General features: G+C 60.3%; 18 protein-coding genes and 5 pseudogenes. 13 read left to right on the top strand and 10 right to left on the bottom strand.

Going from position 1 to position 20,278, the window contains the following annotated elements; all coding sequences use genetic code 11:
- Positions 1-105: 105 nt before the first annotated feature.
- Both N7E02_RS23130 and N7E02_RS23125 read left to right on the top strand, forming a co-directional pair.
- Positions 106-534: a CidA/LrgA family protein gene (locus tag N7E02_RS23130; protein WP_374730743.1), complete on the top strand. Its 429-nt coding sequence runs from the start codon at positions 106-108 to the stop codon at positions 532-534.
- A pseudogene (locus N7E02_RS23125) lies at positions 521-1,218 on the top strand (LrgB family protein). Before N7E02_RS23130 ends, N7E02_RS23125 begins: the two are co-directional and overlap by 14 nt.
- Before the next feature lie 31 nt (positions 1,219-1,249).
- Here N7E02_RS23125 and N7E02_RS23120 read toward each other — a convergent pair.
- Positions 1,250-2,050 carry an SDR family NAD(P)-dependent oxidoreductase gene (locus N7E02_RS23120; protein ID WP_286579925.1) on the bottom strand — a complete coding sequence of 267 codons (801 nt, stop codon included), beginning with the start codon at positions 2,048-2,050 and terminating at the stop codon, positions 1,250-1,252.
- Positions 2,051-2,221: 171 nt separating this feature from the next.
- On the opposite strand from N7E02_RS23120, the gene N7E02_RS23115 reads away from it, so the two are divergent.
- Complete coding sequence (locus tag N7E02_RS23115) at positions 2,222-2,689, top strand: MarR family winged helix-turn-helix transcriptional regulator (protein WP_286579924.1); 468 nt, start codon at positions 2,222-2,224, stop codon at positions 2,687-2,689.
- Between the two features lie 26 nt (positions 2,690-2,715).
- Here the strand turns inward: N7E02_RS23115 and N7E02_RS23110 are convergent.
- The 3 genes and pseudogenes from N7E02_RS23110 to N7E02_RS23100 form a co-directional block, all read right to left on the bottom strand.
- Positions 2,716-3,068: pseudogene (locus N7E02_RS23110) on the bottom strand (cupin domain-containing protein).
- Between the two features lie 42 nt (positions 3,069-3,110).
- Positions 3,111-3,425 (bottom strand): hypothetical protein, encoded by a 315-nt coding sequence (locus tag N7E02_RS23105; RefSeq protein ID WP_286579923.1) that lies wholly within the window; start codon positions 3,423-3,425, stop codon positions 3,111-3,113.
- Between the two features lie 5 nt (positions 3,426-3,430).
- Positions 3,431-3,709, bottom strand: coding sequence for a TetR/AcrR family transcriptional regulator (locus N7E02_RS23100; protein WP_286579922.1), 279 nt, complete (start codon positions 3,707-3,709; stop codon positions 3,431-3,433).
- Between the two features lie 86 nt (positions 3,710-3,795).
- Between N7E02_RS23100 and bdcA the strand changes: the two genes are divergently transcribed.
- The gene (gene bdcA, locus N7E02_RS23095; protein WP_286579921.1) at positions 3,796-4,509 is read left to right on the top strand and encodes an SDR family oxidoreductase; all 714 of its coding nucleotides are present in this window, start codon (positions 3,796-3,798) and stop codon (positions 4,507-4,509) included.
- A gap of 359 nt (positions 4,510-4,868) precedes the next feature.
- Positions 4,869-6,452 carry a TerC family protein gene (locus tag N7E02_RS23090; protein WP_286579920.1) on the top strand — a complete coding sequence of 528 codons (1,584 nt, stop codon included), beginning with the start codon at positions 4,869-4,871 and terminating at the stop codon, positions 6,450-6,452.
- Between the two features lie 19 nt (positions 6,453-6,471).
- Here the strand turns inward: N7E02_RS23090 and N7E02_RS23085 are convergent, their stop codons facing one another.
- The 4 genes from N7E02_RS23085 to N7E02_RS23070 all read right to left on the bottom strand — a co-directional run bounded on the left by N7E02_RS23085 (position 6,472) and on the right by N7E02_RS23070 (position 9,948).
- Entirely contained in the window at positions 6,472-6,879 is a 408-nt protein-coding gene (locus tag N7E02_RS23085) for a response regulator (protein WP_286579919.1), read from the bottom strand.
- Positions 6,880-7,010: 131 nt separating this feature from the next.
- The gene (locus N7E02_RS23080; RefSeq protein WP_286579917.1) at positions 7,011-7,931 is read right to left on the bottom strand and encodes a cation diffusion facilitator family transporter; all 921 of its coding nucleotides are present in this window, start codon (positions 7,929-7,931) and stop codon (positions 7,011-7,013) included.
- A gap of 154 nt (positions 7,932-8,085) precedes the next feature.
- Complete coding sequence (locus N7E02_RS23075; protein WP_286579916.1) at positions 8,086-9,384, bottom strand: O-acetylhomoserine aminocarboxypropyltransferase; 1,299 nt, start codon at positions 9,382-9,384, stop codon at positions 8,086-8,088.
- A 135-nt stretch (positions 9,385-9,519) separates the two neighbouring features.
- Positions 9,520-9,948 carry a CoA-binding protein gene (locus N7E02_RS23070; RefSeq protein WP_286579914.1) on the bottom strand — a complete coding sequence of 143 codons (429 nt, stop codon included), beginning with the start codon at positions 9,946-9,948 and terminating at the stop codon, positions 9,520-9,522.
- Between the two features lie 814 nt (positions 9,949-10,762).
- On the opposite strand from N7E02_RS23070, the gene rplM reads away from it, so the two are divergent.
- From rplM to N7E02_RS23040, 6 genes and pseudogenes are all read left to right on the top strand, one after another.
- A complete protein-coding gene (rplM, locus tag N7E02_RS23065) occupies positions 10,763-11,227 on the top strand; it encodes a 50S ribosomal protein L13 (protein ID WP_286579913.1) in 465 nt (154 codons plus the stop codon).
- Positions 11,228-11,229: 2 nt separating this feature from the next.
- On the top strand, positions 11,230-11,694 hold the full coding sequence (rpsI, locus tag N7E02_RS23060; protein WP_093001353.1) for a 30S ribosomal protein S9: 465 nt from the start codon (positions 11,230-11,232) through the stop codon (positions 11,692-11,694).
- 149 nt (positions 11,695-11,843) lie between these two features.
- On the top strand, positions 11,844-12,188 hold the full coding sequence (locus tag N7E02_RS23055) for an antibiotic biosynthesis monooxygenase family protein (protein ID WP_286579910.1): 345 nt from the start codon (positions 11,844-11,846) through the stop codon (positions 12,186-12,188).
- A gap of 8 nt (positions 12,189-12,196) precedes the next feature.
- Positions 12,197-13,159 (top strand): agmatinase, encoded by a 963-nt coding sequence (gene speB, locus N7E02_RS23050; RefSeq protein WP_286579908.1) that lies wholly within the window; start codon positions 12,197-12,199, stop codon positions 13,157-13,159.
- A 73-nt stretch (positions 13,160-13,232) separates the two neighbouring features.
- Positions 13,233-14,164: pseudogene (gene argC, locus N7E02_RS23045) on the top strand (N-acetyl-gamma-glutamyl-phosphate reductase).
- A 13-nt stretch (positions 14,165-14,177) separates the two neighbouring features.
- Positions 14,178-15,050: an aminoglycoside phosphotransferase family protein gene (locus N7E02_RS23040; protein ID WP_286579907.1), complete on the top strand. Its 873-nt coding sequence runs from the start codon at positions 14,178-14,180 to the stop codon at positions 15,048-15,050.
- Here the strand turns inward: N7E02_RS23040 and N7E02_RS23035 are convergent.
- Complete coding sequence (locus N7E02_RS23035) at positions 15,047-16,147, bottom strand: COX15/CtaA family protein (RefSeq protein ID WP_286579905.1); 1,101 nt, start codon at positions 16,145-16,147, stop codon at positions 15,047-15,049. The two genes, N7E02_RS23040 and N7E02_RS23035, sit on opposite strands and share 4 nt — an antisense overlap.
- Positions 16,148-16,339: 192 nt before the next feature.
- Between N7E02_RS23035 and N7E02_RS23030 the strand changes: the two are divergent.
- Both N7E02_RS23030 and N7E02_RS23025 read left to right on the top strand, forming a co-directional pair.
- A pseudogene (locus N7E02_RS23030) lies at positions 16,340-16,551 on the top strand (DUF2842 domain-containing protein).
- A 119-nt stretch (positions 16,552-16,670) separates the two neighbouring features.
- On the top strand, positions 16,671-17,873 hold the full coding sequence (locus tag N7E02_RS23025; protein WP_374730742.1) for a GNAT family N-acetyltransferase: 1,203 nt from the start codon (positions 16,671-16,673) through the stop codon (positions 17,871-17,873).
- A 24-nt stretch (positions 17,874-17,897) separates the two neighbouring features.
- On the opposite strand, the pseudogene N7E02_RS23020 reads toward N7E02_RS23025, so the two are convergent.
- Positions 17,898-20,184 (bottom strand): annotated as a pseudogene (locus N7E02_RS23020) (GumC family protein).
- Between the last annotated feature and the right edge of the window lie 94 nt (positions 20,185-20,278).

The raw sequence follows: 20,278 nt of genomic DNA, 5'->3' as shown, positions 1-20,278 counted from the left end.
CGCTGTGTTCCATTGAAAACACATGGCTCTCATGCAGCAAGATCAATTGCTTGGGAAAAACAGTACCGTATAGTTCTGCATAGGGAGGATCGTTGAACTTTGGGGATCCACCCGTTGACCAAGCGCAAGGCCTCCATTCTGCTGCACAAGAGCCTGCACCGCAGCCGCCTCGCCCAGGTCGCGCTGATCGTGCTGCTATGGCTCGCCGGCGAGGCCGTTTCCCGCAGCACCGGCCTGCCGATCCCCGGCAGCGTCCTTGGTCTCTTCGGTCTGCTTTGCCTGCTGATAACCGGTACGATCCGCCTGCAGACCATGCGTCGCGGCGCCTATGTGCTTCTTGCCGACATGCTTCTCTTCTTCGTTCCAGCCGTGCTTGCCGTTCTCGACCATGGTGAATTTCTTGGCCTGACCGGGCTCAAGGTCCTCGCCGTCATTCTCGCCGGTACCTTCATGGTTATGTGCATGACGGCGCTGGCCGTCGATTTCGGATATCGGCTGATGCTCCGGCTGGAGACCCGTCGTGCCATCGCTTGAGACGGTTCTGATCACCGTCTTCTGGTCGGCCGCGACGATCGCCATCTACTTTCTTTCCAAGCGCCTCTACAAGCGCTGGCCATCGCTATGGACGTCGCCGCTGGTACTGACGCCGGTATTGCTGGCCGTGATCGCGCTTTCGCTACATACGACCTATAGCGAATATATCGGCGCCACCCGCTGGCTGATGGCCGTGCTCGGTCCCGTCACCGTCGCCTTCGCCATCCCGATCTACGAGCAGCGGGCGATGATCATGCGCTACTGGCCGGTGCTGGCGTTTGGAATGGTCGTCGGCAGCGGCACCGCGATCATCACCGCCTGGGCATTGGCAAGTCTGCTCTCCATCGACGGCACACTTCGCCTCAGCCTCCTGCCCCGCTCGGTCAGTTCCCCTTCGCAATGGCGATCTCGGAAAACATCGGCGGCGTGCCGGATCTGACGGCCCTGTTCGTCGTCGTCACGGGCGTGCTCGGCGCGGTCATGGGTGAAAACCTGCTGCGCATCCTGCCGCTCAAATCGTCGCTTGCCCGCGGCGCGCTGTTCGGCATGGGCGCGCATGGCGCGGGCGTTGCCAAGGCCAACCAGATCGGCGCCGAAGAAGGTTCGGTCGCCGGCCTGGTGATGGTTCTCGTCGGCCTCGTCAACGTGCTTGCAGCACCGCTGCTGGCCGCAGCGCTACGATAGACGCCGAGTCACCACTCGGCGACAAGGCGTATTATTGGATCCCGTAGCGGGGAGCGGGCTTGCTGAGCGACAGGTTCGGACGCAGCGCATTTCGGGCCGTGTCAAAATTCTGATAGAGCGAGACGTCGGCCAGTGACGGCATCGTCACAAGCTCTCCGCGATCGAGCCCCACAAGCGCCGCATCGACAAGGTCACCGACTTCCATCACTGAGTTTGGATCGAGCTTGTCCATCGAGCCGCCGACGCGATCGAAGATTTCGGTGCGGGTATAGCCGGGAAGCACGGCCTGCATCGTCACGCCAGTGCCTTTCAGTTCCGTTGCCAGCGATTCCGTCAGCGCCAGCACGAAGGCCTTGCTGCCCGCATAGGTGCCGTGGAAATGCGGCGCGGCCATTGCGACCGCCGAGGCGATGTTGACGATCGCTCCCCGCCCTCTCGCCGCAAATGTCTGCGCCGCGGCGACAGCCAGGCGGTTTGCGGCGTTGACGTTGATCTCGACCATCCTCTCAAGATAGTCCGTATCGGCCGTCAGCAGAGGCCCGGCAGGACCGATGCCGGCATTGTTGACGAAAAGCGTGATGGACGCATCCTGACGGAGCCGATCCTCGACCTTGCCGGTATCTTCCTTAAGCGAGAGGTCGGCAGTCAGAACACTTGCCTTGACCCCATGTGCCGCGGTCAGCTTTTCAGCCAAGGCTGTCAGGCGGGCGGCATCGCGCGCCACCAGAACAAGATCATAGCCGCGGGCGGCCAGGCGCTCGGCATAGGTTGCTCCGATACCAGAGGATGCGCCTGTTACCAGGGCCGTACCGAGTTCTTCATTCGTCGTCATCGTAGCTCTCCTTGCATTGGATCGACGTGTCACATACCAGGCGCCGCCTCACTGCTGGCTGGAATTTACTGGCATATGCCACTAAATATGCGAGACACGATTTTCCGATACAAGAGCCTCCACCAGGATTATTTGTTGCGCCGGCTATGCCGCGGCTCAGGGATTGAAACGATGAAGAGTGACGACAAGACCAGCATCTGGGCCTATTGCAACAGCAGCGCCATGCGCCGCGCCGCGCGCCAGCTCGGCCAGCTCTATGATGATGCGATGGGCGATACGGGGCTCAAAGGCACGCAGTTCTCGCTCCTGTCGCAGATCCGGTTTTCGGGCGAGCCAACGCTGAAGAACCTCGCCGAGGCGATGGTCATGGACCTCTCAGCGCTCGGACACACGCTGAAGCCGCTGCAGCGCGACGGCTGGATCGAGATCGTGCCGGACGAGAACGATCGGCGGGTGAAGCGGGTCAGACTCACGGACAAGGGGATCGCCAAGCAGGCCGAGATTACCGCTCGCTGGCGGCGGGCTCAGGCCCGGTTCGACGAGACTTTCGGCAAGGAGCAGGCGGCGGAACTTCGTCGCACGCTCGAGCTGATCTCATCGCCGGAATTTGCCAACGCGTTTCGTGATATCCCCGATTAGAGACATTTGTCGCCGGTTGGCCTACCTCAGCCTACGGGCAGCCGGATGACATAGTCCTTTGTCGTCGTCTCCAGCACTTCCCATGTACCCTTAAAACCGGGCCGCAGGATCATGCGGTCACCAGGACCAAGCTCCCTCGCCTCACCGCCGTCTTCGGTGACGATCGAGCGGCCGCTGAGGACGTGGAAATACTCCCATTCGTCATAGACGATCCGCCATTTTCCGGGCGTCGCTTCCCATACACCAGCATAGATTCCGCCTTCCGCTTCCTCGACATTCCAGCTGCGAAAAGTGGGATTGCCCGAAACCAGCCTATCCGCCGTAGGAGCCCCTCCTCCGGTTCGATGGCGGAGAGATCGAATGTGGTCCATGTCTGCATTCCCATTTCCTTATTTCATGAGTTTCGGTCGCTTCGGGTGCGTCAGGCTTCGCGGTCGAGACGGGCAGAAAAACCTTCGGCCGCGATTGAGGCCATGATCTGCAGCCGGGCAGCCGGCATGCCATTGCGAGCACTTGCCGAAAGACCGGCCATGGCCGTCATCGCGTAATCGGTCGCGAGATCGGCATGTTTAGCATCCAGCAACGCGATCATCTGATGCATCGAGGCGCGGCTTTGATCGAGCCGGGCGCGCGCCCTGCTGCCGGCTTCGGGATCTGCGGTCCCCCTCGCCCCATCGATCACCATACAGCCGCAGGCTTCGCCGCTCGTATAAGCCTCAGCCGCATAGCGCAGCATGTTCGTCATACCGACGGCAAGGGAGTTCCCGGTGCGAAGATCGAGACGAGATCCAATCCGTCATTCTCGACATAGCGACCGAGCGCTTCGTCATAGAGCTGAACCTTGCTGCCGAAGGCGGAGTAGAAACTCGGGGGATTAATGCCGATCGCTTCAGTCAGGTCGGCGACGCTCAGCGCATCATACCCCTTTGCATGGAACAATGCCTGGGCCTTCGCCAGCGCCTCGTCGCGATCGAATGCGCGCGGCCGTCCACGCTTTCCAATTATTTTTGTATCACTCACTACAAAATCCTTGACGCAATCAATCCGCCTATTTATGTAATCGTCACTACATTAAATCTCAACACAGAGATACGGGAAACAAGACAATGACAGACTTTCATGGAAAGAACGTGTTGATTCTGGGTGGCAGTCGCGGCATCGGCGCTTCTCTGGTCCGCCGCTTTGCCGGCGACGGCGCAACGGTGACTTTTACCTATGCCGGATCGAAGGATGCGGCAGAAGCACTTGCCGCCGAGACCGGTGCCAAGGCAGTCAAGTCCGACGCCGGGGACCGGACGGAGACGATCGCCACCGTCAAGGCAGCCGGACCGCTCGACGTGCTTGTCGCGAATGCCGGCACGCTGGCGCTTGGCAATCCGCTGGAGATTGAGCCTGACGCCATCGACCGGATGATCGACATTAACGTGCGCGCCCCTTATCACGCCTCGATCGAAGCGGCCCGCAACATGCCGGAAGGCGGGCGGATCATCATCGTCGGTTCGGTCAATGGCGACCGCATGCCCTTTGCCGGCGGTGCCGCCTATGCGCTGACGAAATCTGCCGTCCAGGGCATGGCGCGCGGCCTCGCCCGCGACTTCGGTGACCGCAACATAACCGTCAACGTCATCCAGCCCGGCCCGACCGATACGGACATGAACCCGAAGGATGGTCCGATGAAGGACACGATGCATGGTTTCATGGCTCTGAAACGCCACGGGAAACCGGAGGAAATCGCCGGCCTCGCCGCCTATCTCGCGGGCCCGGAAGCAGGCTTCATCACCGGCGCGATGCACACGATCGATGGCGGCTTCGGCGCCTGAAGGGTGCTGAATGCCGACAACAGCCGCTGGCTGCCTTCGGGCAGCCTAGGTGCTTCCTCCCGAAAATTTTACCTGGAGAGGATGCATTTCATAACGCAATCGCTATAGTCTGCGCCCATGGACACCCGATTGCGTGTGTCCGGCTCGACGCGTCGGTTGCCTTCGACGTCGATGTCGAACCGGACGTTCTTCCTTCATGGTCGAGAGATGACCGCGCCCCGCGATAAGCCGGGGACGCTTGTTCACGCCATCACACTTCAGCTTAATCTGCTGCCGTCCCCGTCCTGGGGCGGCATTTTTTGTTTTCCCTTTCAACCACAGAAGGAATGGCCGCTGGAATCGGCAGGCCGCTTGTCATCATGATATTCGAATGGATGTCCGACCCCGCTGCATGGGCGGGTCTCGCCACCCTCATTGTTCTTGAAATCGTTCTCGGCATCGACAATCTCGTGTTCATCGCGATCCTTGCCGACAAACTGCCCGAGCATCAGCGGGAAAAAGCCCGCCTGATCGGCCTCAGCCTGGCGCTCGGCATGCGCCTCATCCTGCTTGCCTCGGTCGCCTGGATCGTCACGCTAACAGCACCGTTGTTCACCGTGCTCGGCATCGAAATCTCCGGCCGAGACCTTATTCTTCTGTTTGGCGGCGTGTTCCTTCTTTTCAAGGGCACGATGGAACTGCACGAACGCCTTGAAGGCCATTCCGGTCCCAAGGATGGCAAGGTCGAGCATGCCGTATTCTGGCAGGTACTCGTTCAGATCGTCGTGCTCGATGCGGTGTTCTCGCTCGACAGCGTCATCACCGCCGTCGGCATGGTCCAGCATCTTTCCGTCATGATGATTGCCGTCGTCGTCGCCGTCGGCGTGATGCTGCTCGCTTCCAAGCCGCTCATGGCCTTCGTTTCGAAGCACCCGACCGTTGTCATTCTCTGCCTCGGTTTCCTGATGATGATCGGCTTCTCGCTGATCGTCGAAGGCCTCGGCTTCCACATTCCGAAGGCATATCTCTATGCCGCGATCGGCTTCTCGGTTCTGATCGAGGCATTCAACCAGATCGCGCGGCGCAATCGCGAGCGGGTTCTGACCACGGGTGATCTTCGCGAACGCACGGCAAGCGCCGTCCTGTCCCTGCTCGGCAGCCGCCGAGGCGAAGCCTCGCTCGGCGAGACAGCCGACGTGATGGCCGAACGCGCTTCGGAAAACGAGCTGTTCACGCCGGTCGAACACGAGATGATCGAAAGCGTGCTGACGCTTGCCGACCGCCCCGCCAAGTCAGTGATGACCCATCGCCTCGATATCGACTGGCTGGACATCGAGGACAGCGACGAGGAGCTTCGCCGCAAGGTGCTGGAATCGGGCCATTCCCGCTTCCCGATCGCACGCGGCAGCCTGGACGAGTTCCTCGGCGTGGCGTTGGCGAAGGACCTTCTGCGCGACTTCATCGAGACCGGCAAGATCGATTTCGAGCGTTCGCTGCGCCAGCCGCTCGTCGTGCATGAAAGCGTCAATGCTCTGCGCCTGCTCGAACAGCTGCGCCAGTCGCCGCTACAGGTGGCGATCATTCTCGACGAATACGGCTCGGTGGAAGGCATGGTCACGGCAACCGACCTGCTGGAAGCCATTGCCGGCGATTTTGCCGATGATGACGACGAGCAGCTGACCGTCGAGCGTGGCGAGGACGGCTCACTTCTCGTCGATGGCTGGATCGACATCCGCCATGTCTCCAAACTTCTGGATAGCGATCTCGTGGATGATGCCGACCGCTATTCCACGCTGGCCGGCCTCATTCTCTGGCGTCTCGGCCACCTGCCGCAGCAGGGAGAAACGGTGACCTTTGGTGACCTCACCTATGAAGTCGTCGCACTCGATGGTCGCAATATCGACAAGGTGCGCATCAGCACGGCCGACCGCACGAAGGCAGAGCCGGCCGAAATGCGCGCCTGACGATTTCAGGTCTTAAAAATCAAGCATGCCGGCGGCGTTCGCCGCCGGTCCATTCCCGCCCCTTCAGCATGGCGCCGACGGTCCCGAGCAGGGTCGCGGCCGAGCACGGCTTCGGTATGAAACGTGCAGTGGCCGGGAGATTGTCCTTTTCCCCGAGACGACGAGCCGACGACACGATGATGCCTATCCTCGGGGCGCATTCGGCGACCATCCGCGCCAGATCCAGACCGTCCAGAACGCCCGGCATATCGACATCGGTGATCAGGAGATCGATCTCCTCGTGCTGGCCGAGCTGGCCGACCGCCTCAAGCACGGTCGTTGCCTCGATGACCGCGTAACCGGCATCCTCCAGTGCATCCATGACTGCAAAGCGGATCAGCGCCTCATCTTCAACGACCAGGACTGTCTTCTGCCGGAAAGTGGTCATGCCGAATTCCTCGTGTTCGTGTGTCGAGCCTATCAACGCACGAACACGAGGAGGGATTGCGGCAGAGGCCGTACCAATTCGAAACATGTTTAATAAAATACGAATAAACTTGGAGCGGCCTTTGTAAGCCTTCAGTCGGCCCATTCGGGATCGCTGGTGAAAACGATCGTCAGCCAGCGGTCCGGTCCCTCGCCGCCGATCGCCTCACCGATCTCGTCACGGATCGCATCCCATTCCGAAAGATGGCGGGCAGGCCAATCCGAAGGCGCGATGAAGAACAACTCGATCTGGCGGCCCCGGCCGACCTTGGCGACATAGGCGCGGTAGGAGAGGAAGCCGTGGCGCTCGACGATGTCCTGCGCCACCGCATCGACATGCTGCTTCAGCTCGGCCGGTGTCACAAGCAGAACATCGGCCACTGCCTGGCGGACATTTGCCAGCGGTACCGGAATGGTGACAAGGCAGATGACAGCGAGCACGGCGGGATCGATATAGGGCGTGAGCCATTCAAAAGTCGTTCCGTGGATGGCGTAGCCGCAGACGAAGGCAACGAGCAGCGCCGAGGTCAGCGCGGCCGTCATCAGCCACGCCTGCGCATCCAGCGCGACAAAGCCGGATTTCAGGTCGCGGTTCGCTCGTGAGCAGAATATGCCCATGGCGAGTGATACGGCGAGCGTCACGACGGTGAAGATAATCGCCGGCCCGAAATCGATCGGCCTTCCGCCCGCCAGGAGACTGCCGACGGCATTGATGAAAGCGTAGATCGCAGCGCCCATCAGAAGCGTACCGTTAAGCCCGAGCACCATCGGCTCGAGATGCCAGAAGCCGACGCTGAAGCGATCGATGAGCTTGCCCTTGGCCGTGGGCTCGGCGGACGTCGCAATCAGCCGCGACACCAGCAAGGCCAGCATCGTCATGAACGCATCGGTGAGGGAATAGAAGCCATCGAAAATGATGGCGAAGGAGCCGGACACGATGCCGACGATAATGCCGAATGCCGCCACTGCGGCCGTGACGGCGATGGACAGCCGAAGGAGTGACTGCTCGCTCACGGGGTATTCTCCATCGGAACAGGGACTGCACCCCGCCCTTTCTCTGATTTTACTCGATCAATCCCCCTCGAGACTGCGCATCGCATGTCGCGACCACCGATCGGATAGCGACCGACGGCGAGGAAAGGTTGCTTGAGGCGGCTCTATAGAAGCGTCAGCTAACTTTCGCCAGTGCCTGATCGAGGTCGGCAATGATATCCGCGACATCCTCGATGCCGACCGATAGGCGTACGACATCCGGCCCGGCACCGGCAGCGACCTGCTGTTCCTCCGTTAATTGGCGATGGGTGGTCGAAGCCGGATGGATGACCAATGAGCGGGTGTCGCCGATATTGGCGAGATGTGAAAACAGCTGCAGGCTCTCGACGAAGGTCTTGCCGGCGTCATAGCTGTTGCCTGCACCGCCCTTGATGCCGAAGGTGAAGACCGCACCGGCGCCTTTCGGCGAATAATGCTGTTGCAGAAGATGGTTGGGGTCGTCCTCAAGCCCCGAATAACTGACCCAGGCGACCTTCGAGTGCTGCTTCAGCCATCTGGCGACGGCAAGCGCATTGTCGCAATGCTTCTGCATCCGGAGCGGCAGTGTCTCGATGCCTGTCAGGATCATGAAGGCGTTGAAGGGCGAAATGGCCGGACCGAGGTCGCGCAGACCGAGCGTGCGCGCCGCGATCGCAAAGGCGATATTGCCGAAGTTTTCATGCAGCACGACGCCCGCATATTCCGGGCGGGGCTCCGAGAGCATCGGGTACTTGCCGGATTTCGCCCAGTCGAATGTGCCGCCATCGACCAGAATGCCGCCCATGGAATTGCCGTGACCACCAAGAAACTTCGTCAGCGAGTGGACAACGATGTCGGCGCCATGCTCCAGCGGCCGCAGCAGATAGGGACTTGCCATCGTGTTGTCGACGATCAGCGGCAGTCCGTGCCGGTGAGCGACGTCGGCGACTGCCGAAATATCGACGAAGGTGCCAGCGGGATTGGCAAGGCTTTCGATGAAGATCGCACGCGTCTGGTCGTCGATCGCAGCTTCGAAGCTTGCCGGATCGTCGGTATCGGCCCAGCGGACCTGCCAATCGAAATTCCTGAACGCATGGCCGAACTGGTTGATCGAGCCGCCATAGAGTTTTCTGGCCGAGACGAAATTGGCGCCCGGCTGCATGATCGTATGGAAGATCAGCATCTGCGCCGCGTGACCCGACGCTACAGCTAGTGCCGCTGTACCGCCTTCCAGTGCCGCTACCCTCTCTTCAAGAACCGCCTGGGTGGGGTTCATGATGCGGGTGTAGATATTGCCGAATTCCTGCAGGCCGAAGAGCGCCGCCGCGTGATCCGTATCGTTGAAGACGAAGGATGTCGTCTGGTAGATCGGCGTCGCACGCGCCCCCGTGGTCGGGTCAGGCTGCGCCCCTGCATGAACGGCAAGCGTGGAAAAGCCTGGATTGAATGGCGGCATGGTGTTTCCCCTCGGTCCAACTGGTCTTTTTTATTGACGGCAACAGAAAAGCGCGAGCGCCAGCCGGGATCAAGGAATATCGTTCCTTCTAATCCCGTTGCGTCGAAAAGCAGCGGCAAATCCAAACGTAAAAAATCAGGCGATCAGCCGAGGATATTCGATTGCGGGGCACCGGTTCATGACCATTGCGATCCCACCCGCCTCGGCCTTTTCGGCGGCGTGGTCGTCGCGCACGCCGAGCTGTGACCAGATTACCTTCGGCCGGATTTCGAGCGCGAGCGCCTCATCCACCACGCCATCAAGAAATTCCGGCGCGCGGAAGACGTCGACCATATCGACCGGCTGCGGGACATCGGCGAGCGTCGCATAAGTTCGCTGGCCGAGGATTTCCTTGCCCGCCTGACCGGGGTTGACGGGATAGACCGTGTACCCCCTGGCCAGCAAAAAGCGCATTACACCATAACTCGGCCTTTCCGGCTTGGGTGAAGCACCGAGAAGAGCGATCGTACGCGTGGTCCTCAGCGTGGAAGCCAGATAATCGTCGTCGTAGCGGTCGTGGTTCACGGACGTCTCCCTTCGAAACCTTAGCTTGCCTGTACATAGGGAGCGCGCGGCGGCAGGGCCAGCGCTCGCCCACATTCAGAGCGGCCGAAGGACCATAGGCCGGTGGAGACCAGATGCGGCACCGCGTTACCGCCCGGTCAAATGCCCCGTTGTTGAGCTAAAGTATTTGTTTCTGGAACATTCCATTTTTGTTCCCGCGCATATTAGCTACAGCTCATAATTTAATTACAAGATCCTAATATTAGGAATTTATAGTGATATCTTGCATTAAATGACATGCAGTCACAATTGTAGAATTCCAACAATATGGCATTATTTTCATTTGTTTATAGATATCTTCCCGCGCAGTCCCGATTTGGCCGGGCGAGAATATTTATTCTTCAGAGCGTTAATATTCGAACATTCGCTCACAGCAATGGCAAAATCCTGAGTTGTATCGCATTGACACACCCGCCGGTTATCACTCACTGAGTCCGGCGAATGCCACATTGATTGAAAATAAGCCTTCGTGCGCAGGCAGGATGGGTGCCTGTCATGCTATGAGAGCGCCATCCGAGGCAAAAAAACGCATGAATAGTTGAGGTAAATTAATACCACATATATAACTAATTGTTTTTGCTAACATTATTTTTCCGTCGGCTTTCACGTGATTATTGACCCTCAACCATGCTCACGATATAAGCCCGCCAGATTGCGGACCTTCCATGGCCCGCTTTCTTTTTGGACGGCCAAGGCCGCTCAATTCAAGCAACAAGAAACGTCCATTCTGAAGGCCTTACGCTTCCGGTAATGGATCCAAACGAAAGAGAAAATCATGTCTACCTTCGTTCAGAAGCCTGCAGAGGTGGAGAAGAAGTGGGTGATCATCGACGCCGAAGGGCTCGTTGTCGGCCGCCTCGCCACCCTCGTTGCCAACCGCCTGCGCGGCAAGCACAAGGCTACCTACACCCCGCACGTTGACGACGGCGACAACGTCATCATCATCAACGCTGAAAAGTGCGTCCTGACCGGCAAGAAGTACACCGACAAGAAGTACTACTGGCACACCGGTTACCCGGGCGGCATCAAGGAACGCACCGCACGCGCCATCATCGAAGGCCGCTTCCCGGAGCGCGTTCTCGAGAAGGCCATCGAACGCATGGTTCCGCGCGGCCCGCTCGGCCGTCGCCAGATGAAAAACCTGCGCGTCTACGCCGGCTCGAACCATCCTCATGAAGCACAGCAGCCGGTCGTCCTCGACGTGGCTTCGCTGAACAGCAAGAACGTAAGGAGCGCCTGATAATGGCCGATCTCTCCTCTTTGAAGGACCTCGCGCCGGCTGAAGGCCAGGCACCGGTTCACGTCCGCAAGGTCGATGCACAGGGCCGCTCCTACGCGACCGGCAAGCGCAAGAACGCAGTCGCCCGCGTATGGGTCAAGGCTGGCTCGGGCAAGATCATCGTCAACGGCAAGGACTTCTCGGCATACTTCGCCCGTCCGGTCCTGCAGATGATCCTGCAGCAGCCGCTGGTTTCGGCTGCCCGCACCGGTCAGTTCGACATCATCGCCACCGTCACCGGTGGTGGCCTCTCCGGTCAGGCCGGCGCCGTTCGTCACGGCGTCTCCAAGGCCCTCACCTACTTCGAACCGGGCCTGCGTCCGGTCCTGAAGAAGGGTGGCTTCCTGACCCGCGACAGCCGCGTCGTCGAGCGTAAGAAGTACGGCAAGGCCAAGGCCCGCCGCTCGTTCCAGTTCTCGAAGCGTTAATCGTTTCAGGATTTACGGACTTTTGGAAAGGCGGGGCTTTTGCTCCGCCTTTTTTCGTTTCGGGCTTTATCCATCAAGATTTGAAGCTTGCGCATCAAACGGCATTACAGAACATGGTCAGGATTGCCGTCCAGCCCCAGAGAGCTGCCATGTCACTGCCCACAGCCTCATCCTTCGCGACCCTGCCGGAGCCGCCTTATTACATCGTCGCCTTCTCCTCCTGTCGAACCGAGGGCGAGAATGGCTATGGCAACATGGCCGACGCGATGGTCGAACTCGCGAGCCAGCAGCCGGGCTTTCTCGGCGTGGAAAGCGCGCGCGGGATTGACGGGTTTGGCATAACCAATTCCTATTGGACCGATGAGGATAGTATTCGCGCCTGGAAGGCCGTCGTCTCTCATTCGGCGGCGCAGCGGCTGGGGCGAGAACGCTGGTACGAGGATTACCAGGTGCGGATCGCCAAAGTGGAACGCGCTTACGGGTTCGACAGATAGGGAATGGAATGGCCAGCAAATCGATCGACAACGCCTTTACCGCCAAGGCCGCGCGTGGCGCGGCGACCGACCCGACCTATGCGGGCGCGCTGTCCTTCATGCGGCGGCGCTACAGCAAGGATGTGGAGGGCGCCGATGCCGTCGTGCTGGGTATTCCCTTCGATGCCGCCGTCTCCAACCGGCCCGGCGCCCGTTTCGGGCCGCAAGCAATCCGGCGCGCCTCGGCGATCTTCGACAACGATCCGCAATATCCGTTTTCGCGCGATCTGTTCGAAGAGATGGCGGTCATCGACTATGGCGATGTGCTGCTCGATTACGGCAATCACCAGAAGACGCCGGGACTGATCGAGGCGGAAGCCGCGAAGGTCATTGCATCGGGCGCCTTCCTGCTTTCCCTCGGTGGCGATCATTTCGTTACCTGGCCGCTACTGAAGGCGCATGCCGCCAAGCATGGTCCGTTGGCGCTTGTCCATTTCGACGCCCATCAGGACACTTGGGACGATGACGGCGAGCGGATCGACCACGGGTCGTTCGTCGCCCGTGCCGTGCGCGAGGGTGTCATCGATGCCGCACATTCGATCCAGATCGGCATCCGCACCCACGCTCCGGAGGACTTCGGCATCAGGATCCTTTACGGGCATGAGGTCGAGGACATGGGCGCTCAAGCGATCGCTGATGCGATCCTTGCCCATGTCGGCGACCGACCCGTCTATCTCACCTTCGACATCGATTGCCTCGACCCTGCCTACGCGCCCGGCACCGGCACGCCGGTCGCCGGCGGGCCGTCGAGTGCGAAAATCCTGTCGGTGCTGCGCAAGCTCGGCACGCTCGATATCCGAGGCGGCGACGTCGTTGAGGTAGCGCCGGCCTATGACCATGCCGATATCACCGCCATTGCCGGTGCGACTGTTGCAATGTATATGCTCGGACTGAAAGCGGAGCGGCTGGCTCGTAAGAAAAGCGCTCGTTAAAAATCTGATTCAACACGCTGCTAGAATGATTCAGGCGCTCAATCCAACGCGCTGAAAACATGGGATAAAAGCAATGACGGCAAAGATCTTCATCGACGGCGAACACGGAACCACGGGACTGCAGATCCGCACCCGCATGGCCGGCCGCCGCGACGTCGAGCTGCTGTCGATCCCGGAAGCCGAGCGCCGCAATGCCGCGATGCGCGAAGACCTGCTCAACAGCGCCGACATCGCCATCCTCTGCCTGCCGGACGACGCTTCCAGGAAGCGGTCTCGATGCTGTCGGGCAACAACAAGGTGCGCGTCATCGACACGTCGACCGCCTATCGGATCGCGCCAGATTGGGCTTACGGCTTTGCCGAGATGGACAAGGCGCAGGCAGGCAAGATCAAGTCCGCCCGCCATGTCGCCAATCCGGGCTGCTACCCGACCGGCGCAATCGGCCTCATCCGTCCGCTGCGCGCCGCGGGCATCCTGCCGGACGGCTATCCGGTTTCGGTCAACGCGGTCTCCGGCTATACGGGCGGCGGCAAGCAGATGATCGCGCAAATGGAAGACGCTTCGCGGGAAGACGCCATTTCCGCCAACAACTTCCTCTACGGCCTGAGCTTGAAGCACAAGCATGTGCCCGAGATGAAGGAACACGGCCTGCTCGACCGCGCACCGCTCTTTTCACCTTCCGTTGGCCGCTTCGCCCAGGGCATGATCGTCCAAGTGCCGCTCTTCCTTGAAGACCTTAAGGATGGCGCGACTGTCGAGACCATTCATGCCGCGCTCGTCGCCCACTATGCCGGACAGGACATCGTCACGGTCGTTCCCTTGGAGGAGAGTGCAAAGCTTGGCCGCATTGATGCCGAGGAACTGGCCAATACCGACAACATGAAGCTCTTCGTGTTCGGTACGCCGGGTGGCGCGCATGTCAATCTCGTCGCGCTCCTCGATAATCTCGGCAAGGGCGCCTCGGGCGCCGCCGTGCAGAACATGGACCTGATGTTGTCCGCCTGATCAAGATCCGGCCGTGACAACCCCTGCCCCATCGCTTCCGACCGAACTTGCGAAGCGATGGGGTGTTCAAACCGCCACACCGATTGCCGACACGCGCACCAGCGTCATTCATCGCGTGCTGCTTCACGATGGGTCGAGCGCCATTTGCAAACAGCTCAAGCCCTCCGGACTGCACGAACTACATGGCATCGACTTCCTCGCCTGGCGGCAGGGACAGGGCGCAGTGCGGCTGCTGGATCAGTCGGAAATGGCGTGCCTGCTGGAGGATGCAGGCGCGTTGACGCTCAGAAACTATCGTCTTGAGCATGATGAAGAAGCCGCAAGCGACATCATCGCGGATGTGCTCGGCGCGTTGCACAGCGCCTCGATGCGATCCCCTCCAGCCACGCTTGTTTCGCTGCGGCAGCATTTCAAAGCGCTGTTTGATCGCGTCGAACAGGCTGACGAGACGGAGCTTTTCGACACGCTACGTCGATGCGCCAGAATCGCCGATAGCCTGTTGACGTCCCAGGTCGACATCCGACCTCTCCACGGCGATCTCCATCACGAGAACATCATCAGCGGCACAGCGCGCGGGTGGCTCGCCATCGATCCTCAAGGACTGATCGGCGACCCGGCTTATGACTGCGCCAATGTGTTTGGAAATCCCGAAGGTGCATTCCCCGACATTATCGATCCGCGAAGGATCAACCGGCTTCTGACCCTCTTTGCTCCCGTGATCGGATGCAGCGAGGAAAAGATCCTGCGCTATGCCATCGCCCATGCGGGCCTGTCGATCTGCTGGTCGCTGGAAGATGGCGACGGCATGTCCGGTAACGGCAATGCCATGGAGCGGCTGGCCTTCGCCAAGGCCGCTCTCTCGCTCTTGAACGAGCGGCTGGTCTAGTTCCTGACTTCGATCTTCGTCTCGCGCGGATACTCACCGTAGAATGCGCGGAAATGGGCAATGGCGAAGCCGAGCACGATGAGTGCCATGCCCTGGTGGGCGAGCGCCATATCCAGCGGCACCTGCATGATGAGCGTCGAAATGCCGATCACGGCCTGCACGCTGACAAGGATGAAAAGCAGCACGGCGCGGCGGGCATGGGTCGTATCCGGCGCCCTGGAGAGCGAGACGATCATGTGCAGGAAGGTTGCGGTCCACAGCAGATAGGCACCGCAGCGATGGACGAACTGCACCGTCTTCGGGTTTTCGAACAGGTTGATCCACCACGGGTTCTGAACGAACAGGTCACCGGGGATGAGTGCGCCATCCATCATCGGCCATGTCGTGTAGCTCAGACCTGCATCGAGACCGGCGACCAGAGCGCCGAGATAAATCTGGAAGAGCACGAGGAAGGCAATCGCGCCTGCCGCCCAATGGGATTTCGCGGTCGGCGGACGGTCGCTGGCATGTGGTGACAGGCCGCGCATGATCCACACACAGGCGGCGAAGATCAGACAGGCAATGGTAAGGTGAGTGGCAAGGCGGTATTGCGACACGCTGACGAGCTTGGTGAGACCCGAAGACACCATCCACCAGCCGATGAAGCCCTGGAAGCCACCGAGCGCCAGCGTTCCGACCAGCGGCCAGCGTAGGCGCTTTTCGATGCGGCCGGTCAGCCAGAAGAAAGCGAGCGGCAGGGCGAAGACGATGCCGATCGAGCGGGCGAGGAAACGATGCGCCCATTCCCACCAGAAGATTTGCTTGAACTCGTCGACCGTCATGCCCTTGTTCAGCAGCTGGTACTGCGGGATGCGCTGGTAGAGTTCGAACTCTTCCTGCCATTCGGCGGCATTGAGCGGCGGGATGACACCGTGGATCGGCTTCCATTCGGTGATCGAAAGGCCGGAATCGGTCAGCCGCGTGGCACCGCCGACCAGCACGAGACAGAACAGCGTGAAGATGACGAGGCCGAGCCAGATGCGCACGGCCTTGCGGTCGCGGCGCTCGCGCTTTGTGTCACGGACTGCATCGATGATGACTGTGTCTGTTGCCGACATGGCTCGCATTCCTGTCGTTTGCGGCCAGCTTGATGGAGGCCGCCATCATGGGACAACGCGACGCAGTCGCGCGACATCTTCCTTTTCCGCGTTGCTTTGCCTCAAGCCCCCGTGCAAAACAAGCCCCAGCACTTTGCGGCATGCGGTCGCGGCTGCATGTGCTCAGACAAGTGGGGATATTGGAGGCGTGTCTTGGTTCCGCGTTTAAGAAGCTTTGTCGGCACGATCCTGATCATCGTCCTCGTCATCACCTATGCGCTTGCCGCAACGACGATTGCCACGCTGACGCTCGCCACCTCCCCTGGTGGGTGCATCTACTCTATTTCGCACTGTCCGGGCTCCTATGGATCCTGCCAGCCATGCTTATCATCAAGTGGATGGCCGGCCCTCGGGCGAAACGATAGACTTTCATCGGCCATTAACCAGAGGCCGCGCTTCAAACATGTTTTCCATGCCATAAACGCATTCTTCGTGCTCGCCATCTAACATGGAGCATTAATGATATGGGTGATGCATGGCCGCTCTGGCAGATCAGAACGAGACGAAGATGTCGGACGCGCGCGGCAGCCTCGCAACGCAAGGTCCGACCGTGAGATTTGCCGATCTCGAAATCGCTCTGGCACATGACAATCCCTCAGTCGAAGCCTCTTGGCGGCGTCTGGAAAAGCGCGAATGGAATTCCCTCAATCAGGGACTGGATTGGTGCCGTGCCTGGATGCAGGCACATGAACACGCGCTTTTGATCGTTACCGGGTCAATCGGAGAGCAGACCGTATTCTTGCTGCCGCTCGAAATCGTCTCGGAAAAAATAGGCAAGACGGCGCGACTGCCGGGTGGCCGTTTCAACAATATCAACACCGGGATCTTCGCCGGAGAGCTGGCCGCTCCGAGCCCAAAGGAACTCCAGCAATTCAAGAGCGCCATTGCGAAGGCTCTGCGCGGCAAGGCAGACCTCCTCGTATTGGACCAGGTGCCGCTGATATGGAAGGGCATCGCACATCCATTGAGCGCCCTTGCCTCCGTCGAGAACCAGAACCGCTCCTTCCAGCTGCCCTTGCTTGAGACGATGGAAGCCACGATCGGCCAGCTCAACGCGAAAACACGACGCAAGAAATTTCGCAGCCAGCTGCGCAAGCTAGACGCGCTTGGTGGTTTCGAGCATCTCGTGCCGGCCAGCAACGCCGAACAGCACGAACTCCTGGACCGCTTCTTTGTCCAGAAGGGCTCCCGCCTTCAGGCATTCGGGCTCCCCGATGTCTTCCAGCCAGCGGAGACGCGACGCTTTCTTCATCTCCTGCTTGATGCGCCAAGAGACAGTACCGACGTTCCACTTACGATGCAGGCAATTCGCCTGAAGGGCGAGCATGAGGGGCATATCGCTGCCATCGTCGGCCTGTCGCGCAAGGGAGACCATGTCCTCTGCCAGTTCAGCTCCATCGACGAGAGCGTCGCCGCCGAGGCAAGTCCGGGAGAGCTTCTATTCTGGCTGGCAGTCGAGCGGAGCATCACGGAAGGCGCGACGCTCTTCGACTTCGGCATAGGCGACCAGCTCTACAAACGCAACTGGTGCAGCCAGGAAACGGTACAGCATGATATCGTGCTGCCTTTGACGGTGAGAGGGCGATTGCTGGCGCCTCTACTCGTCGCCGGAACGCGCCTGAAGGCGGCCATCAAGAAACATCCGCAGCTTTACGCGCTTCTCCAGCGATGGCGAGCACGCCACTAGAGCCTTTCCGGTGGTTGCGCGTCGTCAGGCGGCCGTGCGACTGCGCGACGGCGGGTGACGCCGGTCGTCCTGCTCCGCCATAACGAGAAGATTGCGAAAGCCAGCCTCCGCATAGTCAAGGACCAGTCGTGTTATGTCGTTCTCGCTGAAGCCCGGCACAGACAGGATGACCTCCGTCCGATCATTGCGCACGAGACGCGACAGCCCGCCGGTCTCGGCCGGACCGCATTCGATCAGAACGAGATCATAGGCATCCGACAAAGCATCGACGATCATCGTGAGGCGATCGACGCCGCGCATCGCCTTTACCGGATCCGAGACGCCTTGCGGGATGATGTGAGCGTCCGAAAGCCGATCCGGGTGGATGGCGTCACCAAAGGCGCTCTCACCGCTTAGAAGATCGGTGATGCCCAAGAGCTTGTCGCTTTCCGCCATCAGCCGCGTCGGGCAGGCAGAGCCTGTCAGGTCCACCAGAACCACGGTCCTGCCGGCCTCCGCCGCTGCACGGGCGAGCATGACGGTTGCGGTAGATCCCTCGTCGCCGCCCGGAGATACAGCTGTGGCAACGGGCACGTCGTAGCGCTGGAGATGGTGAACGACCGAAGCGATGGTGAAGCCCTGGTCGGCATTATCTGCCGTCTCGATGGCCTGCGAGGGCACATGGATCGGCGCTTCCTTGGCTACGTCAGGGGCCTGTGACGCCACGGTTTCGGGCTGCGGCTTAAGATATTGCGCTGGCACGGGCTCTACAACGGTTGTTGGTGCAGAAAGCTGGTCTGCCTCCGGCTGGGGCGCCGGCTTATGCGGTTGCGCCGCGACGACGACGGCCGGCGCTGCGAGCGGCTTGGCGACACTGACCCGTTCGACCTTATGCAGCTCGACTTCTTCCACCTCATCCGTCTCTTCACGGCGGACGGGACGCAGGGCCCGTCCGCTGAAGAGTTCGGAGATCATTATCGCGAGGCAGCTGAGTATCAGGGTCGCGAGCGTCACGACGATGACGATGGGAATGACCTTGGGGAAATACGGTTCGGCAGGTTCGACCGCCTGCGACACGACACGCGCATCTGCAGGCGTCGCGTTGCTGTCGAGCCTCGATGTCGCCTCACGATAGCGGGCGAGATAGGTTTCCAGGAGTTGGCGCTGGGCGGCAGCTTCGCGCTCCAGTGCACGCAGACCGACTTCTTCTTCGCCCGCGCGGGCAGAATCGGCCTTCAGATTGTTGAGCTGCGTCATTAATTGACGCTCACGCAGCCGCGAGACCTCCGCCTCGCTATCGAGGCTACCGAGTACCTTACGCGTTTCAGCGTCGATCTGCTGACGAATACCGGCAAGCTGCGCTCTCAGCCCCCGCAGCCGAGGGTGATTATCGAGGAGCACGACGGACTGATCAGAAATTTGCGCCTGCAAATTGGCCTCGGCCTCCTTGAGGCGCTGGATCACCTGGGAACTCACGACATCAGAAAGAGTGTCGGAATCCCTGCCGGCAGCGAGCGCAGCGCGAACATTTTCCGCCCTCGCCTCCGCGTTTGCCCGTTCGCCGCGCACACGCGCGAGTTCGGTCGAGATGTCGTTCAGCTGCTGGGTGGAGAAGCTGTTCGTCTCGGTTGTCTGGAAAAGACCGTTTTGCGCCCGGTATTCCGCGACCTTCGTCTCGGCCTCTTTGACCCGCTGCGTCAGGTTGGCGATTTCCGGTTCCAGCCACTTGGCAGTTTCGGAGTGGTTGTCGAGCTTGGCACCGCTTTGCAGCCGTAGATAGACCGCAGCCATCCTGTTCGGGATCGCAGCCGCCAGCGCCGGATCATGCGACGAGAACTCGATGGCAATGACGCGGGAATTCTCGACCGCGTAGACATTCAGTTTCTCACGGAACTCCTTGATCACCCGGTCTTCCGGATCAAGCGCCATCGGATCGAGCTTCAGGCCGAGCATGACCAGGATATCTGGAAACAACGATTGGCCGGCCGGGTCGAATTCGGGGTATTGCGACAGCTTCAGATCACGCGCAACCTGCCGGATGAGATCGGTCGACTGCAGCAACTGAGCCTGGCTGGTGACGTTGAGCAGAATCCAGAACGGGATCGTTTGCAGCCGCGACCGCATCCCCGCTGTTCAGGTTCGGCGAGCGCGACTCGATCAGCAGTCTAGTCTCTGCGCGATAGCTCGGCTTCATCAAACTGGTAGAGCCGAGTGCGACCACTGCGGCCAAGGCGGTGATGGCAAGAACACGTCCCTTGCGCTCCCACACCGCTGCTATCACGCGGCCGAGATCGATATCCACGTCCTGATGATTGCCGTTTACGCCTGACATGACGATCTCCGCCTCTTTATCGCGAGAAACGTAAAGGACCGTAGTAACTCTCAGGTTAATGCCCGTCCAGATTTAGCACTCTCTGATTTTTACC

Source organism: Terrirhizobium terrae (genome assembly GCF_030323265.1).
Lineage (GTDB): Bacteria > Pseudomonadota > Alphaproteobacteria > Rhizobiales > Rhizobiaceae > Neorhizobium.
Note: the sequence above shows the minus strand (reverse complement) of the source record. Positions and strands in the feature narration are given on the sequence as shown.

Bases quoted from the DNA above. Each gene is read 5' to 3' on its own strand.
- N7E02_RS23090 (WP_286579920.1), top strand. From the start codon at position 4,869: ATGATATTCGAATGGATGTCCGACCCCGCTGCATGGGCGGGTCTCGCC.
- rplM (WP_286579913.1), top strand. From the start codon at position 10,763: ATGTCTACCTTCGTTCAGAAGCCTGCAGAGGTGGAGAAGAAGTGGGTG.
- N7E02_RS23120 (WP_286579925.1), bottom strand. From the start codon at position 2,050: ATGACGACGAATGAAGAACTCGGTACGGCCCTGGTAACAGGCGCATCC.
- bdcA (WP_286579921.1), top strand. From the start codon at position 3,796: ATGACAGACTTTCATGGAAAGAACGTGTTGATTCTGGGTGGCAGTCGC.
- N7E02_RS23105 (WP_286579923.1), bottom strand. From the start codon at position 3,425: ATGCTGCGCTATGCGGCTGAGGCTTATACGAGCGGCGAAGCCTGCGGC.
- N7E02_RS23075 (WP_286579916.1), bottom strand. From the start codon at position 9,384: ATGCCGCCATTCAATCCAGGCTTTTCCACGCTTGCCGTTCATGCAGGG.
- N7E02_RS23115 (WP_286579924.1), top strand. From the start codon at position 2,222: ATGAAGAGTGACGACAAGACCAGCATCTGGGCCTATTGCAACAGCAGC.
- N7E02_RS23085 (WP_286579919.1), bottom strand. From the start codon at position 6,879: ATGACCACTTTCCGGCAGAAGACAGTCCTGGTCGTTGAAGATGAGGCG.
- N7E02_RS23055 (WP_286579910.1), top strand. From the start codon at position 11,844: ATGTCACTGCCCACAGCCTCATCCTTCGCGACCCTGCCGGAGCCGCCT.
- rpsI (WP_093001353.1), top strand. From the start codon at position 11,230: ATGGCCGATCTCTCCTCTTTGAAGGACCTCGCGCCGGCTGAAGGCCAG.
- N7E02_RS23035 (WP_286579905.1), bottom strand. From the start codon at position 16,147: ATGTCGGCAACAGACACAGTCATCATCGATGCAGTCCGTGACACAAAG.
- speB (WP_286579908.1), top strand. From the start codon at position 12,197: ATGGCCAGCAAATCGATCGACAACGCCTTTACCGCCAAGGCCGCGCGT.